10 protein-coding genes and 1 pseudogene are annotated in these 17,393 nt (G+C 32.5%); 6 read left to right on the forward strand and 5 right to left on the reverse strand.

Going from position 1 to position 17,393, the window contains the following annotated elements; translation table 11 throughout:
* The 4 genes from BXU10_RS11910 to BXU10_RS11925 all read right to left on the reverse strand — a co-directional run bounded on the left by BXU10_RS11910 (nucleotide 1) and on the right by BXU10_RS11925 (nucleotide 2,503).
* Nucleotides 1-438 (reverse strand): TPM domain-containing protein, encoded by a 438-nt coding sequence (locus BXU10_RS11910; RefSeq protein WP_078227504.1) that lies wholly within the window; start codon nucleotides 436-438, stop codon nucleotides 1-3.
* 69 nt (nucleotides 439-507) lie between these two features.
* Nucleotides 508-1,098, reverse strand: a complete 591-nt coding sequence (locus BXU10_RS11915; protein ID WP_078227505.1) for a LemA family protein — start codon at nucleotides 1,096-1,098, stop codon at nucleotides 508-510.
* Between the two features lie 40 nt (nucleotides 1,099-1,138).
* On the reverse strand, nucleotides 1,139-1,471 hold the full coding sequence (locus BXU10_RS11920; RefSeq protein WP_078227506.1) for a MerR family transcriptional regulator: 333 nt from the start codon (nucleotides 1,469-1,471) through the stop codon (nucleotides 1,139-1,141).
* Nucleotides 1,472-1,525: 54 nt separating this feature from the next.
* A complete protein-coding gene (locus BXU10_RS11925; protein ID WP_078227507.1) occupies nucleotides 1,526-2,503 on the reverse strand; it encodes a M23 family metallopeptidase in 978 nt (325 codons plus the stop codon).
* Between the two features lie 252 nt (nucleotides 2,504-2,755).
* Here BXU10_RS11925 and alaS point away from each other — a divergent pair, with 252 nt between their 5' ends.
* Both alaS and BXU10_RS11935 read left to right on the forward strand, forming a co-directional pair.
* A complete protein-coding gene (alaS, locus tag BXU10_RS11930; protein ID WP_078227508.1) occupies nucleotides 2,756-5,392 on the forward strand; it encodes an alanine--tRNA ligase in 2,637 nt (878 codons plus the stop codon).
* A 106-nt stretch (nucleotides 5,393-5,498) separates the two neighbouring features.
* Nucleotides 5,499-5,876 (forward strand): annotated as a pseudogene (locus tag BXU10_RS11935) (GxxExxY protein).
* 72 nt (nucleotides 5,877-5,948) lie between these two features.
* Here BXU10_RS11935 and BXU10_RS11940 read toward each other — a convergent pair.
* Nucleotides 5,949-7,694, reverse strand: coding sequence for an ABC transporter ATP-binding protein (locus BXU10_RS11940; protein ID WP_078227509.1), 1,746 nt, complete (start codon nucleotides 7,692-7,694; stop codon nucleotides 5,949-5,951).
* Between the two features lie 311 nt (nucleotides 7,695-8,005).
* On the opposite strand from BXU10_RS11940, the gene BXU10_RS11945 reads away from it, so the two are divergent.
* The 4 genes from BXU10_RS11945 to BXU10_RS11960 all read left to right on the forward strand — a co-directional run bounded on the left by BXU10_RS11945 (nucleotide 8,006) and on the right by BXU10_RS11960 (nucleotide 17,374).
* Nucleotides 8,006-8,752 carry a hypothetical protein gene (locus BXU10_RS11945; protein WP_078227510.1) on the forward strand — a complete coding sequence of 249 codons (747 nt, stop codon included), beginning with the start codon at nucleotides 8,006-8,008 and terminating at the stop codon, nucleotides 8,750-8,752.
* Nucleotides 8,753-8,853: 101 nt separating this feature from the next.
* Entirely contained in the window at nucleotides 8,854-9,813 is a 960-nt protein-coding gene (locus BXU10_RS11950) for a GSCFA domain-containing protein (RefSeq protein ID WP_078227511.1), read from the forward strand.
* A 162-nt stretch (nucleotides 9,814-9,975) separates the two neighbouring features.
* On the forward strand, nucleotides 9,976-15,075 hold the full coding sequence (locus BXU10_RS11955; RefSeq protein WP_078227512.1) for a translocation/assembly module TamB: 5,100 nt from the start codon (nucleotides 9,976-9,978) through the stop codon (nucleotides 15,073-15,075).
* A complete protein-coding gene (locus tag BXU10_RS11960) occupies nucleotides 15,059-17,374 on the forward strand; it encodes a BamA/TamA family outer membrane protein (RefSeq protein WP_078227513.1) in 2,316 nt (771 codons plus the stop codon). Before BXU10_RS11955 ends, BXU10_RS11960 begins: the two co-directional genes overlap by 17 nt.
* Nucleotides 17,375-17,393: the final 19 nt, after the last annotated feature.

Genomic DNA, 17,393 nt, shown 5'->3' on the forward strand with positions numbered 1-17,393 from the left:
TTAACCTTTTGAGATTTCGTTTGATAATTCGTTCGTGTCATTTTCCTGAGATGGGAAATATTTTTTCAGTTGTTCTCCGGCATTCAGAATGCCATCAACAATTCCCTGCTTAAATTTTCCTGATTTGAAATGGTTTGTCATAACGTCTTTGGTACAATTCCAAAAATCATCGGCTACCAGATCATTAATTCCTTTATCTCCGCAGATAACAAAGTTTTTGTCTTCAACTGCAAAATAAAACAGTACGCCATTTTGCAATTTAGTTTCATCCATCCGTAATTCATGAAAAACTTCTAAAGCCCTGTCAAAAGGAACTTTAGAAGTTGTTTTTTCTATATGTACTCTAATTTCGCCGGAAGTATTTTTTTCAGCCAAACAAATAGCTTCCACTATTGCCTGTTCATCTTCTTTGGATAAAAAATCTTCTACTTTTGACATGAGAAATATTTTAGAGTTTAGATTATTGATTTTAGATTTAAGTACATTCTAAAAATTTGTAAAAATTAATTATTTATTAAAATCTATATCAACTGGTTTATCTGCACCAACTACTGATTTAAAATATGGTTTTTCTTTATATTCACCTAAAAACCATTTGTTTGGTATAGATAATACATATCCGTTATATTCTTGAACAGCTTCGTTAAAACGGGTTCTAGCTGTTAAAATCTGGTTTTCTGTACTTGGTAATTCATCTTGTAATTTTTGGAAACTTTCTGTAGCTTTTAATTCAGGATATTTTTCAACTGTAACCAATAATCTTGATAATGATGAAGATACTCCACTCTGTGCCTGATTGAATTGTTCTAGTTGTTCAGGGGTAACGTTACTTGGATCGATTGTTACCGAAGTAGCTTTTGCACGAGCTTCTATTACCGCAGTTAAAGTTCCTTTTTCAAAGTCAGCAGTGGCTTTTACTGTTTTTACTAAATTTGGGATAAGGTCATTACGTCTTTGGTAAGCTGTTTCAACATTTCCCCATTCTTTGTTAACCGCTTGATTGTATTTTAAACCAGTGTTTTTAATTCCAATTGACCAAAACGCAATGATAGCAATTAGTACAACAATAATTCCTACGGGGATTAACCATTTTCTCATGTCTGTTTTATTTTAAAGTTTATTTTTAAATTTATTTTAATTACAATTCGTTTTTAATATCTATTAACTGTGTTTTTATGGTTTCTAATTTACGTATTATTTCGAATTTATCTAATGTTTTCTTTTGTCCTTCTTTCAAATGTGTTTTGGCGCCTTCAAGTGTAAAACCACGCTCTTTAACCAAATGATAAATCAATTGTAAATTCGTAATATCTTCAGGAGTAAACATTCGGTTGCCTTTGGCATTCTTTTTTGGTTTCAGGATATCAAATTCGCTGTCCCAAAAACGTATCAAAGATGCATTGACATTAAAAGCCCTGGCTACTTCACCAATGCTGTAATATCTTTTATCTTTAGAAAGCTCAATATGCATGATTTTATTTTTCTGTTTATTCAAATTTATTCAAAATTACTACTTTTCGCAGTATTAATCTAATGACTGGTTTTCCTGATTGGCCAAATGTGAAATCGCAACATATTCTACAGCAGAAATATTTCCGTAATAAAAATTCAGCGGATTCACGACTTTTCCGTCTTTATGCACTTCATAATGACAATGTGGGCCTTCAGATCTTCCGGTGCTTCCTACATATCCTATAACATCTCCACGTTTAACATGTTGTCCCGGTCTGCAATTGTATTTGCTTAAATGCGCATACAAACTTTCGTATCCAAAACCATGCCTGATGACTACATGGTTTCCAAAACCTGATGCCGAGTTGTCAGCTCTGGCAATAACTCCATCTCCGGTAGCATAAACAGGAGATCCCGTATTGGCTGTGAAATCCATGCCATTATGCATTTTTCGCACTTTTGTGAAAGGATCAATTCTGTATCCAAAACCGGAAGCCATTCGTTTTAAATTTTCGTTTCGGACTGGCTGAATGGCAGGAATTGCCGCCAATAAATTCTTTTTTGTACTCGCGATTTTCAAAATGTCATCCAATGACTTTGATTGAATTGCCAATTCTTTCGAGAGTTGATCAATTCGTTTGGTTGTGCTGAGTACTAATTGCGAATTATTATATCCTTCTAAATCTTTATATCTTTTAATGTCTTTAAATCCGGATTTTCTAATAGAATCCGGGATCTCTGCCTTATTAAAATAAACCCTGTAAATATTATTGTCACGATCTTCTAAAGCCTCAGTTACATCATCAATTTCATCCATTCTTTTGTTTAAAATGGCATATTGTAATTTTAAATTCTCAATTTCACGTGCCTGTAAACGATCTTTTGGAGTTTCAAAATATGGTGTATTGATTAAAAGGACAAAAACTAAAAAACCAAATAATGCTGAAGCCAGTAAAAACAGCAATGCATAACCAATTTTGATTCTCTTTTTTGTTTTTATTTTCGTATAAGCCAGATTTTCTGAGTCGTAATAATATTTTACTTTCGCCATATTTTAAAATACCCTATTTTTGCAGCTTATTAAAAAAGTTAGTCGAACAAATTTAATAAATGTTTCAGTTGTTCGACGCTTTTTTTAATAATTAAAGCAATTAGATAATATATCAATTTGATAATTTGATAATGTATTTAGAGTGAATTTTATTGTTTTGAACTTTAAGTTTCTACTTAAAATTATCTAATTATCACATTTTCAGATTGATTAATTATCATTGATACATTTTCAAATTATCTCATTATAAATATGAAATCACAAGACGTACGTAAGCAATTTCTAGACTTTTTTAAAAACAACGGACACTTAATTGTTCCTTCTGCTCCAATCGTTCTCAAGGACGATCCAACTCTTATGTTCAATAACTCGGGAATGGCCCAGTTTAAAGAATATTTTTTAGGAAACGGAACACCAAAAAGTCCGAGAATAGCCGATACGCAAAAATGTCTTCGTGTTTCAGGAAAACATAATGATCTTGAAGATGTAGGTTTTGATACCTATCACCATACTATGTTTGAGATGCTTGGAAACTGGTCTTTTGGAGATTATTTCAAAAAAGAAGCAATCAACTGGGCATGGCAGCTTTTGACAGAAGTATATAAAATCCCAAAAGAAAATCTTTACGTATCTGTTTTTGAAGGAAGTAAAGAAGATAACGTTCCGTTTGATCAGGAAGCCTGGGATATCTGGAGAACTCTAATTGATGAGGACCGAATTATTCTTGGAAATAAAAAAGACAATTTCTGGGAAATGGGTGACCAAGGACCATGCGGACCTTGTTCTGAAATTCACGTTGATTTACGTCCGGAATCTGAAAAAGCATTGGTTACAGGAAAAAGCCTTGTAAACAATGATCACCCGCAAGTAGTTGAAATCTGGAATAATGTATTTATGGAATTCAACCGTAAAGCTGATGGATCATTAGAAAAACTTCCTGCACAGCACGTTGATACAGGAATGGGATTTGAGCGTTTGTGTATGGCACTGCAAGGAAAAACATCAAATTATGATACCGATGTTTTTACGCCGCTTATTGAGAAAATAGAACAAATTACAGGTTTAAAATATACATCTGATGAAGTAAAAAACATCAGTGAAGAACAAAATAAAACCAACATTGCGATTCGTGTTGTGGTAGATCACGTTCGTGCGGTTGCCTTTGCAATTGCAGACGGACAGTTGCCATCGAATACAGGTGCAGGTTATGTAATTCGTAGAATTTTGCGTCGTGCAATTCGTTACGGATTTACATTCTTAAATACCAAAGAACCATTTATCAATAAATTGGTAGAAGTTCTGGCAAATCAAATGGGAGAGTTTTTCCCTGAAATTAAATCGCAGCAACAATTAGTTACCAATGTAATTCGTGAGGAAGAAGCTTCTTTCTTAAGAACTCTTGATCAAGGATTACAATTGTTAGAAAATGTGGTTTCAGAAACTAAAGGAAAAGAAGTTTCCGGCGCTAAGGTTTTCGAATTATACGATACATTTGGTTTCCCAAAAGATTTGACAGCCTTAATTCTAAAAGAAAAAGGTTTCTCTTATAACGAAGAAGAGTTTGAAGTTGAATTACAAAAACAAAAAACACGTTCTCGTGCAGCTTCTGAAGTTTCAACAGAAGACTGGAATGTTTTGATTCCGGGAAATGTAGAAACATTTGTTGGTTATGATAAAACCGAAAACGATGTAAAAATCACTCGTATCAGAAAAGTAGATTCTAAAAAAGATGGTATTTTGTACCAAATCGTTTTAGACAATACGCCATTTTATCCAGAAGGAGGAGGACAAGTTGGTGATAAAGGAACGCTTGTTTCTGCAAACGAAACAATCGAAATTATCGATACGAAGAAAGAAAACAACCTGATTTTGCATTTTGCAAAACAGCTTCCGGAAAATGTAGAGGCAGGTTTTGTAGCAAAAGCAAATACTGATTTAAGAACATCAACATCAAAAAATCACTCGGCTACGCACTTGATGCATTTGGCTTTGAGAAGCATTTTAGGAACACATGTAGAGCAAAAAGGTTCGTTGGTAAATCCAAATTATTTACGTTTTGACTTTTCGCATTTCAGTAAAGTTTCTGATGAAGAAATCAAGCAGGTTGAAGCTTCTGTAAATGCTCAGATTGAAGCACAGTTACAATTAGTTGAACACAGAAATATTCCAATTCAGGAAGCATTAGATAAAGGCGCAATGGCTTTGTTTGGCGAAAAATACGGAGACAATGTTCGTATGATTGAGTTTGGCGACAGTAAAGAATTATGCGGAGGTATTCATGTAAAAAATACAGCAGAGATCTGGCATTTCAAGATTATTTCTGAAGGTGCTGTTGCGGCTGGAATTCGTCGTATTGAAGCCATTACAGGTGATGCTGTGAAAAACTTCTACCTAAACCAGGAAAATACTTTGGCAGAGATAAAAGAAACGCTAAAAAATCCGCAGGATATTTTAAAATCGGTTGCTTCTCTTCAGGATGATAATGCAAAACTGAAAAAACAAGTTGAGCAATTATTGAAAGAAAAAGTAGGTTCATTAAAAGCGGAATTAGAGAAAGATTTCCAGGAAGTAAATGGCGTAAATTTCCTTGCTAAACAAGTAAATTTAAGTATGGCTTCTACAAAAGATTTAGCTTCGGCTTTAGGAAGTTCAAAACCAGATTCGTTTGTGTTTTTAGCTTCTGTAGAAGATGGTTTACCAAATATTCACTGTTATATCGCTAAAGAATTAGTTGGAAGTAAAGGCTTAAATGCAAATGCAGTTATCAAAGAATTAGGAAAATATATTGACGGAAATGGAGGAGGACAGCCTTTCTTCGCTTCCGGAAAAGGTAAAAATGCTTCCGGAATTGCTGAGGCTTTAGCTAAGGCGACTGAGTTTGTGAAGTAAAGTTTTATTTCGCGCAAAGACGCAGAGTCGCAAAGTTTTTTAAGCTTTGCGACTTTTTATTTTTATAAAATTAATTTTTGTAAGTTTATACTTTAATTATTTTAAGATGACCGAAAATGAAATTTCAGCTATTGTAGTTGATATTTGTTATAAAATGCATGTCAAACTTGGACCAGGTTTGTTAGAGTCAGTTTATGAAGCAATTCTATTTTATGAGCTAACTAAAAAAGGATTATTTGTAGAAAGGCAAAAAGTAATACCCGTTATTTGGGATGAATTAAAACTAGATATTGGTTTTCGAACTGATTTAATAGTTGAAAATAAATTAATTTTAGAAATAAAGTCAATATAAAAAATTACAGAGGTTCATGCGAAACAAATTATGACCTATTTAAAAATTACAAATATTAAATTAGGTTTGCTGATAAATTTTAACGTGCCTTTGATTAAGTTTGGTATTACAAGAATTGTTAACAATCTTTAGTTATACAATAAAAAAATATTGAAACAACAAAGTCAAAAATTTTGCGACTCTGCGTCTTTGCGCGATAAAAAATTATTTACGTTCCCCAATCTGCTGACGCCACATAGCGTAATACAAACCTTTTTCAGCAATTAAGTCATCATGTTTACCTTGCTCAATTATTTTGCCTTGTTCTAATACAAAAATTCGATCAGCGTGCATAACTGTTGATAAGCGATGTGCAATTAAAACCGTGATTCTGTTTTGGTCTGATATGTTTCTAATAGTTGCATTGATTTCTTCTTCGGTAATCGAATCTAAAGCAGAAGTAGCTTCATCAAAAATTAATAAATTTGGATTTCTTAAAATAGCTCTGGCAATAGACAAACGTTGTTTTTCGCCACCAGAAACTTTAATTCCGCCTTCGCCAATTGTGGTATTTAACCCATCTTCGGCACGTTTCAGCAATTTTTCACAGCTGGCTCTCTTTAGGGCATCATATAAGTCCTCGTCTGTGGCGTTTGGTTTTACAAATAATAAATTTTCACGAATTGTTCCGGAGAATAATTGGGCATCCTGAGTTACAAAACCTAATTGTTTTCTTAGATCCAATAAATCAATTTCTGCAGAATCAATATCATTATATAAAACCTCACCTTCTGCAGGTATATACAATCCAACCAGTAATTTAACCAAAGTTGTTTTGCCAGAACCTGAAGGACCAACAAAGGCGACTGTCTGGCCTTGTTTGATTTCGAAATTGATATTTTCAACCGCTTTAAATTTTGCTGTCTTGTGTTGGAAACTTACATTCGAGAACAATAAAGACTGAATTGCGCCCACATGTTTTGGATTTTTAGGGCGAAATTCTTTTGGAGCACTCAATAAAGTTTTGAAATTTTCCATTGAAACTTTCGTCTCGTTGACCACAATAATAAAATTCCCTAATTCCTGTAATGGACCAAAAATAAAAAAAGTAAAAAAGACCATGGTCAATAAATCACCTACAATGATTTTTCCACCAAATAAAAAATAATACAAGGTAAAAACAACACAGGTTCTTAAAAAGTGAACAGTTGTTCCCTGAATAAAACTTAAACTTCGAATGTAGCGGACTTTTTCTAATTCGAGATGTAAAATTTTAAAGGTATTTAAGTTCAGACGTTTTTCTTCCTGATAGGTTAATCCAAGACTTTTTACCAATTCAATATTTCTTAAACTTTCGGTTGTTGAACCCGCCAATGCGTTTGTCTGATTAACGATTTTTTTCGAAACAATTTTAATCTTCTTACCCAGATAAGAACTCACCAAAGCAATAATTGGAGCTGTAATTAAAAAAATAAGTGAAATTCGGAAATCAATTCGTGCAACGTAAATTATTACGAAAATGAAGCCAATGATAGTCTGAAAAATAAGAGAAATAGAAAGTGTAATTAGTTTTTCAGAATCAGAACGTACTTTGGTCAGTTTGCTTAAAGTTTCACCGCTTCGCTGGTCTTCAAATTCGGCATAAGGCAAATCGAGAGATTTTTTAATTCCGTCTGTATACATTTGAGCCCCCGTTCGCTGAATGACGACGTTGGTGAAATAATCCTGAAAGTTTTTAGTAATTCTTGAAATCATGGCTGCTCCAAGTGAAAGTCCCAGCCAGAATGATAATGATTTAATAAACTCCATTTCATTTCCTTTGTATTTTGCCAGTCCAACACCGCAGTCCTGCATTAATTTACCGGTAATAATAGAGTCTGATAAACTGAAACAAATGTTTATGGTAGCCATAATCAAAGCAAAAAACAAAAGCATTTTGTGTTTGATTATATAGGAGTATAATAATTTCATAAGAGAATTTAATTTATAAAAAGAAAAACAAAAGTACTAAATTGACAAGCATCATTTCGCGGATCTTGTTGTATTTAAAAGTTAATTTTTGAACCCGGATTTTAAATTTATGAAAAGAGGTAAAAAAACAATATACTTTTTTATTAAATAATAATTATTTACAAGTTTGTTCTTTAGAAAGTTATAATTTATTAGGATACTAAATATCTTTTTGATTAATTATTTTTGGTTTTTTATTGTTAAAACAAGTTAGGTTTTTAGGTCTTATTTTAGTTCATTTGTAGGAAATATTAATGATCTAAATTTTAAAAATGAAAAAAATTTTATGCCTTTTTGGAGCTTTGACTTTTGCACTAACTTCTTGTTCAAGTGATGAAGATTCTTCAGGGTCACCTTCTTCAGATTTGGTTTTACTTAAAAAAACGATTTCAACTGATTCTGAAGGAGAAAAAGTGACTACAATTTATAAATATAGTGGTAATAAAATTGTTAGTGTAACTGATGATCAGGGAGAATTTAATCGTTATTATACTTATACAGGAGATTTGATTACCAAAATAGAATATAAACTTCCAAATGGAACAGTTGATCAAATAAACACATATGAGTATGACTCAAACAACAGGTTAATTAAATTTGTAAGAGTTGAGCCTTTAGATGAATTGGGAAATAAAGAGGTTTATACCTATAATTCTGACGGAACAGTTTCAATAAAAGAGTATATAGGAGATGACAAAACACAAAATCAACTTAATGGAGAAGGGAAAGTAACTTTTACTAACGGAGAAGTGACTAAAATAATTATAGATTATGGACCAAGCAGAAGCTATATCTATGATGACAAAAACAATCCGATGAAAAATGTTTTAGGATTTGATAAATTGGCTTTTGAAGATAGTGAAGCTTCTGGAATATTACATAATATAGTTTCTGAAAAAGATTTGGATTACGATGAAGTAACAGCTACCTATATTTTTACATATAATTCAGCCGGATATCCAACAAAAAGTACAGAAAATGAAGAAGGAGAAATAGCTACAGTCGAGTTTTTCTATTAAAAATGAAAAGACTCTGTTAAGAACTATAAAAAACCAAATACATCTGTATTTGGTTTTTTTATTGGTAAAAATTCGTGAAATTCGTGTTTAAATTACAAACCATGTATTTCAGAACCCAAATCCCAATTTCAAAAAGCAGTATTCCAATTGATTATAATTCGAAGATACTCTCTATTGGTTCTTGTTTTGCAGAAAACATGGCAGATAAATTGGATTATTTTAAGTTTCAAAATATAACAAATCCATTTGGGATAATTTTTAACCCGCTTTCAATTGAAAATTTATTTCGAAGAGTCTGCGAAAAACATTTTTTTCAGGAAAAAGATGTTTTTTTTCACAATGAGCGCTGGCATAGTTTTGAAGTACATTCGGATTTAAGCAATTCAGACAGAGAAGAATTACTTGAAACGTTAAATAAAGCCATTACCCAAACTTATAATAAGTTACAGGAAGCTACACATATAATTATCACATACGGTACTTCCTGGGTTTACAGAAGTGTTGAAAACGATCAAATTGTTGCCAATTGCCATAAAGTACCTCAAAAACAATTTTGCAAAGCATTATTAATGGTCGATACAATTCAGAAAAGTATTCAGACTACCATCGACTTAATTCAGGTTCTAAATCCAAATGTGAAATTTATTTTTACTGTTTCTCCCGTTAGACATATAAAAGACGGTTTTGCAGAAAATCAGCTTAGTAAATCACATTTATTTACAGCATTGCATCAGGTTTTAAAAACTAATAATTCACATTTCATGGCTCAGGACTATTTTCCTTCATATGAGATCATGATGGATGAACTTCGGGACTATCGTTTTTATTCAGAAGATATGTTACATCCAAATAAAGTAGCAATCGATTATATCTGGCATAAATTCAGCGAAAACTATATTGCCGAAAATAGCTTTTTGACGATGCAGGAAATTGAAGATATACAAAAGAGATTGCACCATCGAAGCTTTAATCCTGAGTCTGAGCAGCATCAGAAATTTTTGGCTAAGCTTCAGCAAAAAATCAAACTTTTAGAAAAAAAACAACCTTCAATTAAGTTTTAACTGTCATCCTGATAAATTATGGCATGATTATTTGTCAGTAAAATTTTAGAATAATTGCGTGTAATTATGTAAATTGTTAGAACTTAAAATTAACAATTTTGTAAGTTGTAGAGATACACACTTTCGATAACGCAATTTCAATCTAATGTGTTTTATTGGCGTATGAATAAAAAGATAATTCATTATTTAAAAAAAACACTACGTATTCTACTTTGGTGCGTGGGTTCTGTAATTGCACTTTTATTACTTCTTATTATTTTAATTCAGGTCCCTTCTGTTCAGAATTATGCTAAGGATAAAGCGATTACTTTCCTGCATAAAAAAATTAAAACAAAAGTTTCCTTAGATAAAATTGCGATAAAATTTCCAAAAGAGGTAGTTCTGGAAGGTTTTTATTTTGAAGACCAAAAAAAGAATATTTTGCTGTCAGGAAAGCGATTAGAGATTGATGTTGATCTGGTAAAACTGATAAACAGTGAACTTGAAATCAATTCTGTTTCTCTGGAAAATGTAAAAGCCAATATATACAGGGATAAAAATGGCATATTTAATTTCGATTATATTATTAAAGCTTTCGAATCAAAAGAACCGAAAGATCCGGACAGTAAACCATTCAAAATAGCTGTTGTAAAAGTAAATCTGGATAATGTCAGTTTTAATTTCAAAGATGATTTTGCTAAAAATGATGTGAAAGTAAAATTATCGCATTTTGATACCTATTTCAACAAGTTTGATCTGGATAAAATGAATTTCGATATTCCGAATATTAACTTAAACGGATTGAAATTGGTATTGGATCAGGATGCGGTTGAAAAAATTGCTGAAGTTTCTGTAAAAACAGTGGATACAATTTCGAAAAGGAAGGACTTTAGATTAAAATTAGATAAAATTCGTTTATCAAAAATTGATGTTTCTTACGATAATAAAGATTCCAGACTGGATTCAGGAATAAAATTGGGAACTTTGAATCTGAATGTTAATGAAATTGATTTGAACAGACAGCTTTTGGACTTCGATACTTTCGAATTGAAAAACCTAAAAGGGAATTTAAGATTAGGAGTAAAAGACAAACAACTGAAAACCCCAAGTCTGGATTCGACTTCTATCAAACAAGCTGGCTGGAAAGTAAAATTAAAAGATGTTACGATACAAAATATTGCTTTCAAATTTGATAATATGGAATCAAAACCAACTCAAAAAGGAATTGATTACAGTCATTTGGATTTGAGTAAATTTGATCTTCAGGCAGCTAAATTATATTATGGAAATGATACCATTTCAGGAAATATAAAATCGCTTTCAGCAAATGAAAAAAGAGGATTACAGATTCAGTCATTAAAAACCAATTTCTTTTATGATTCAAAAAATGCATCTCTGGATAATTTATACATAAGAACACCTCAAACACTTTTACAAAACAAAATTAAGCTGACATATTCTTCACTTGCAGCATTAAAAAAAGATCTTCCTAATCTCGTTATAGATGCTAATTTAAAAGATTCCAAAGTTGGTTTTAAAGACATATTATTATTTGCACCTGATTTGCATAAAACAAATCCGTTCAGGGATAATCCAAACGCGATTTTATATTTAAATACGCAGTTAAACGGAAAAATAAAAAATCTGAACATCCCATTGTTCGAAATGAGCGGAATCGGAACGACCAAAGTTTCCCTTTCTGGAAAAATTATCGGTTTGCCAGATGCCCAAAAAGCCAATTATGATCTGAATATTAAAAAACTTTCAAGCACATCAAAAGATGTATATTCTTTTGTTCCCACGGGAACCATTCCGAAGAATATTCAGTTGCCGTCACAATTTAATCTAAATGGAAAATTTAAAGGTTCTGTTCAGAATTTCAAAACCAATTTGGCTTTAAACAGCACTTTTGGAAATGCCAAAATAGATGCTTTATTTGACCAGCGCATAAAAAAAGGGGAGAAATATGATGCAACAGTTTACCTGCTTGATTTTGATCTGGGAAGATTGATAAAAAATGATTCTATCGGAAAAATTACCCTCAAAACAAAAGTAAAAGGGAAAGGGCTGGATCCTGAAACTGCAGTGGCAGAATTGGATGGAATTGTACAAAAAGCAGTTTTCAACAGATATACTTACAGAGATTTGGCTTTAAAAGGGAATATCGAAAACGGATCTTTTGCAGTCAAATCAGGGATGAGCGATCCAAATTTAAATTTTAAGCTGACAGCTAGCGGAAATACAAAGCAAAAATATCCATCAATCAAGTTAAAACTAAACCTGGATATTGCCGATTTGGAAAAATTGAATCTTCATGCAGGACCAATGAAATTAAGAGGGAATATTGATGCTGACGTCGTCAACAGTAATCCTGATTTTTTAAACGGAAAAGTGTTTCTTTCAAACGTGCAAATTTTAAAAGATACCGAACCTATTGTTTTGGATTCGGTTCGTGTAATTGCTTTTTCAGATAATACGAGAAACAATATCAAAATATCTTCACAGTTTTTACAAGCTGAGGCAGATGGAAAATATAAATTGACAACACTGACTTCAGCCATAAAAAAATCATTATCAAAATACATTGATTTGAAAAATCCGAAAGTAAACGGAGAATCAGGTGAACAAAGACTGACTTTTAAATTAAAAATTGATAACGATCCGATACTCTTTAAACTGATTCCTAAATTAACTGGTTTAGAGCCGGTCAATATAACAGGGAAATACAATAATGTTACCGACACCTTAGAAATAAAAGGAACGATTCCGAGAATTGTTTATGGAACAAACACAATTTCAGACGGAAAAATAAATATAGAAGCCAAAGAAAATGCGTTAGAATATAGGGTTTCTGTTGCCACGATTGAAAGTGGCGCGATAAAAGTTCCGTTTACAAGTTTATCCGGAAAAGTTGAAAATAATAATTTGACATATGCGCTTGAAATTCAGGATGCGAAACAAAAACAACAATATTTTATCGCGGGTGTGTTTAAGGCAGAAAATTCTAAAAACATCCTTAAAATTGATGCCGAAAATTTCGTTTTGAATTATGAAAAATGGAATATCGATCCTGAAAACGCGGTTGAAATTGGAGATAAAAGGCTTTATATTAATAAGTTTTATTTAGAAAATGCCGGAAATGAATTAAAAATTCAATCTCAGGGAACTCAGAATAACGCACCGTTGCAGGTTGATTTTGTAGATTTTAAAATCGAGACTATTTTAAATATAGTCAAAAAAGATAAATTGCTGATGCAAGGTTTGATTAACGGAAACGCGGTTGTAGAAAATGTAATGACCAGTCCCACTTTTACATCAGATTTAAAAATTGATGATTTTGCATTCAGAGGTGAGGCAGTTGGAAATATTGAAGTAAAAGTTGACAATAAAACCAATAATGTACTGGCTGCAAATGTAATGCTGACCGGACAGGAAAATGATGTAAATGTAAAGGGAAATTACAGAATCAGTGATGGTAATTTAGACTTTAATGTTGATGTTAATAAATTGACTATTAAGAGTATTCAGGGATTTACGATGGAAAATATTACCGAAGGAACAGGTTATTTGTCGGGTAATTTTAAAATCGTTGGCACTACATCAAGCCCAAAAGTTTCAGGGGAACTAAATTTTAATGATACCGGTTTTAGAATAACACAGCTGAATTCTTATTTTAAAACAAATCAGGAAAAAATTACTTTCAATAATGACGTGATTACTTTTGATAAGTTTACATTATACGATCAAAACGACAATGAGTTGTCTGTAAACGGAACAATTCAGTCTCCTGATTTCAAGAATTATAATTTTGGCTTAACTGTAACTGCAGATAATTTCCGCGCAATAAATTCTAAAGCAGCAGACAATGATTTGTTTTATGGAGATTTATTTTTAGATACCAAACTCAATATCAAAGGAACATTAGACAGTCCGGTTATTGGAGGAAATATCAAAATCAATGAAGAAACGAAATTCTCTGTTGTCTTGCCTCAATCAGATCCTTCTATTGCAGATCGTGAAGGAATTGTAGAGTTTGTCAATGAGGATAATTTGTATCTGAAACAAACGGTTGAAATGGAGAACAAACTAAATCAATCTCCGCTAAAAGGGATGGATGTTAGTGTAGATATTACAATCGACAAAGAAGCTGAATTAACATTGGTTATCGATAAAGGAAATGGAGATTACCTGAATTTAAAAGGAGAAGCACAGCTTACGGGCGGAATCGATCCTTCAGGAAAAACAACTTTAACAGGGAAATATGAATTTTCGGAAGGAGCTTATGAAATGAATTTTAATATGATCCGAAGAAAATTTGATATTCAGAAAGGAAGCTCAATAACCTGGAATGGAGAACCAACAATGGCAACTTTAAATATTACGGCAATCTATAAAGTAGAAACTGCACCAATCGATTTGTTAGGGAGTCAATTAGCGGTAAGTCCAACAATTAGAAATACATACAAACAAAAAATTCCGTTTGAGACGCATTTGAAAATGAAGGGTGAATTGTTAAAACCTGAAATCTCTTTTGACATTATTCTGCCTGATGGAAATTATAATGTCTCATCAGATATTGTTACGGCTTCACAAGCAAAACTGGAGCAGTTAAGACAAGAACCTGCTGAGTTGAATAAACAGGTTTTTGCACTTTTATTACTGAACAGGTTCATTGGAGAAAATCCTTTTGCAAGTGAAAGCGGAGGAACGAGTGCTGAATCATTAGCCAGACAAAGTGTAAGTAAGATATTGTCTCAGCAACTGAATGATCTTGCCGGAGAGTTAATAAAAGGCGTTGAGTTAGAATTTGATCTGGAATCTACAGATGATTATACTTCAGGGGCAAGAGAAAACAGAACCGATTTAAATGTTGGGGTTTCCAAAAAACTCCTTAATGACAGATTAAAAGTTACTGTTGGAAGCAGCTTTGGTGTTGAAGGACAGGAACGTGCCAATGAAGAAAGTACAAATATTGCCGGAGATGTTGCATTAGATTATCAACTGACCAAAGATGGTCGCTACATGGTGCGGGCGTATCGTAAAAACGAATATCAGGTTGCAGTAGAAGGGCAGGTTGTTGAGACAGGAGTAGCTTTTATTATTACAATGAGTTACAATAAATTTCGTGAACTTTTTTATCGCAGTGCTGAAGAAAAAGAAATGATCCGAGAAGAAAAACTTCGTGAAGAAAAAAGGAAACTAAAAGAGAAAGAAGAAAAGGAAAAAAAGAAACTGGAAGAAAATCAGATAGATCAAATTGAGGGTAATGAGCAAAAAACATAATATTATGGAAAACAGATATATCAGATATTGTATTGTGCTTTGCCAGTTTTTTGTTTTTGGATGCAGCAATACTAAGTATTTGCCAGAAGGAGAATTGTTATATACCGGAGCATCTGTAACGGTCAAAGATTCTGTGATAAAAAAGAAAGACAGAAAAGCACTTGAAAAAGAATTAAAGGATTTATTACGTCCAAAACCAACTAAACAAATACTAGGTTTACGTCCTAAATTATGGATTTACAATCTTGCCGGAGAGCCCAAAAAAGAAAAAGGGTTTAGATATTGGTTACGAAACAAAGTGGGCGAAGCGCCTGTCCTTTTTAGTCAGGTAGATTTAGATTATAATTCGTCAGTTTTAAGGAATTTTACCGAAAACAGGGGCTATTTTAAAACACGTGTCAGTGCTGACTCTACTGCCAAAAATAAAAGAGTAACGGCGGAGTATACAGTTCAGCCCAAAAGACAATATAAAATAAAAGAGGTGAAATTTCCTGAAGATTCATCTGCTTTGGGTAAAGCAATTGCAAAAACAAGCCGCAGAAGTTTACTTAAACCCGGGAATCCATACGATTTGGATGTTATAAAAGCAGAGCGTGAACGTATTGATGGCAGACTTAAGCAGAAAGGATATTATTATTTTAATCCTGATTATATTTTAGCTCAGGTAGATAGCACAAAAGGAGATTATGAGGTCAATATAAAATTAAAGATAAAAGAAGAAACGCCGGAGAAAGCTAAAATAGCTTACAAAATTGATAAAATCATTGTTTATCCAAATTTCTCTATTTCAAAAGATAGTGTACAATATAAAAAAGATGACATTGTTCAGTATAAAGATTTCACGATAATTGATACAGCAGATACTTTTAAGCCAAGGGTTTTTGAAAGGACAATTTATTTTAAAAAAGGAGATTTATACAATCGAAAAGATCACAATTTAACTTTAAACCGTTTTGTGAATCTTGGGACATTTAATTTCGTTAAAAATGAGTTTAAAGTTTCTGATAGTTTAAAAAATACATTGGATTCCTATTATTATTTAACATTATTACCAAAAAAGTTCATTCGGGTTGAGGTGCTGGGAAAAACAAATTCAGCTAGCTATACAGGTTCAGAAATCAATGTCAACTGGAACAACAGAAATTTATTTCGTGGTGCAGAATTACTTACGGTATCTGTTTTTGGCGGAGCAGATTTTCAATTGGCAGGACAAAATAAAGGAAACAATATTTATAAACTTGGAGCAGAAACAAGTTTAACCTGGCCAAGATTTATTACGCCTTTTAATATTGAAGGACCTAGCGGATTTGTACCAAGAACAAAAGCAACATTGCGATATGAATATCAAAACAGAACACAGCTTTATGCTTTAAACTCCTTTAATGCTTCTTTGGGGTATTTATGGAAAGAAAATATTCGAAAAGAGCATCAGCTAAACGTAATAGATATTACATATGTGAGTCCGAATAATGTAACACCGGAATATCAGGCAGACATTGATCAGGATCCAGCCTTAGGGAGGGTAATTGAAAAACAGTTGATTTTTGGTCCAACTTATCAATATACGTTTACGAATACTATGCAAAAACGTAGAAAACATACAATTTATTTTAATGGAGAATTGGACCTGGCAGGAAATATTACTGGGCTAGTAACAGGTGCTGATGTTAAAAAAGATAATCAAAAAACGATTTTAGATGTTCCTTTTAGTCAATATGTAAAAATCAAAACAGACTTCAGACATTATCTAAAACTTGGAAAAGAAAGCGAATTGGCCAGCCGAATTATTTTAGGTGCAGGGTATGCTTATGGAAATTCTACAGCAATGCCTGCAACGAAACAGTTTGTTGTGGGAGGAACCAATAGTATTCGTGCTTTTAGAGCAAGATCTTTAGGTCCGGGGAGCTATAAAGCAGAACCTACATCAAGTACTTATTTACCCGATCAGTCTGCCGATTTGAAATTGGAATTTAATACAGAATATAGAGCAAAACTTTTCAGTATCGTTAGAGGTGCAATATTTGTAGATGCAGGAAATATTTGGCTTTTAAACGCTGATCCCGATAAGCCCGGAGCAGAAATCACCAAAGATTTTATGAAACAAATTGCAGTAGGAGCAGGTGCCGGATTGCGTTTTGATTTATCTTTTCTGGTTTTAAGAACTGATTTAGCTTTTCCTTTAAGAAAACCGTATTTGCCTGAAAATGAAAGATGGGTACTAGATAATATTAATTTTGGCAGCGGTTCGTGGAGGAAAGAGAATTTGATTTTTAATATTGCAATTGGTTATCCTTTTTAGAATGTGTTATTCAAATACA

Source organism: Flavobacterium sp. LM4 (assembly GCF_002017935.1).
In the GTDB taxonomy this organism is placed as follows: Bacteria; Bacteroidota; Bacteroidia; order Flavobacteriales; family Flavobacteriaceae; genus Flavobacterium; species Flavobacterium chungangense.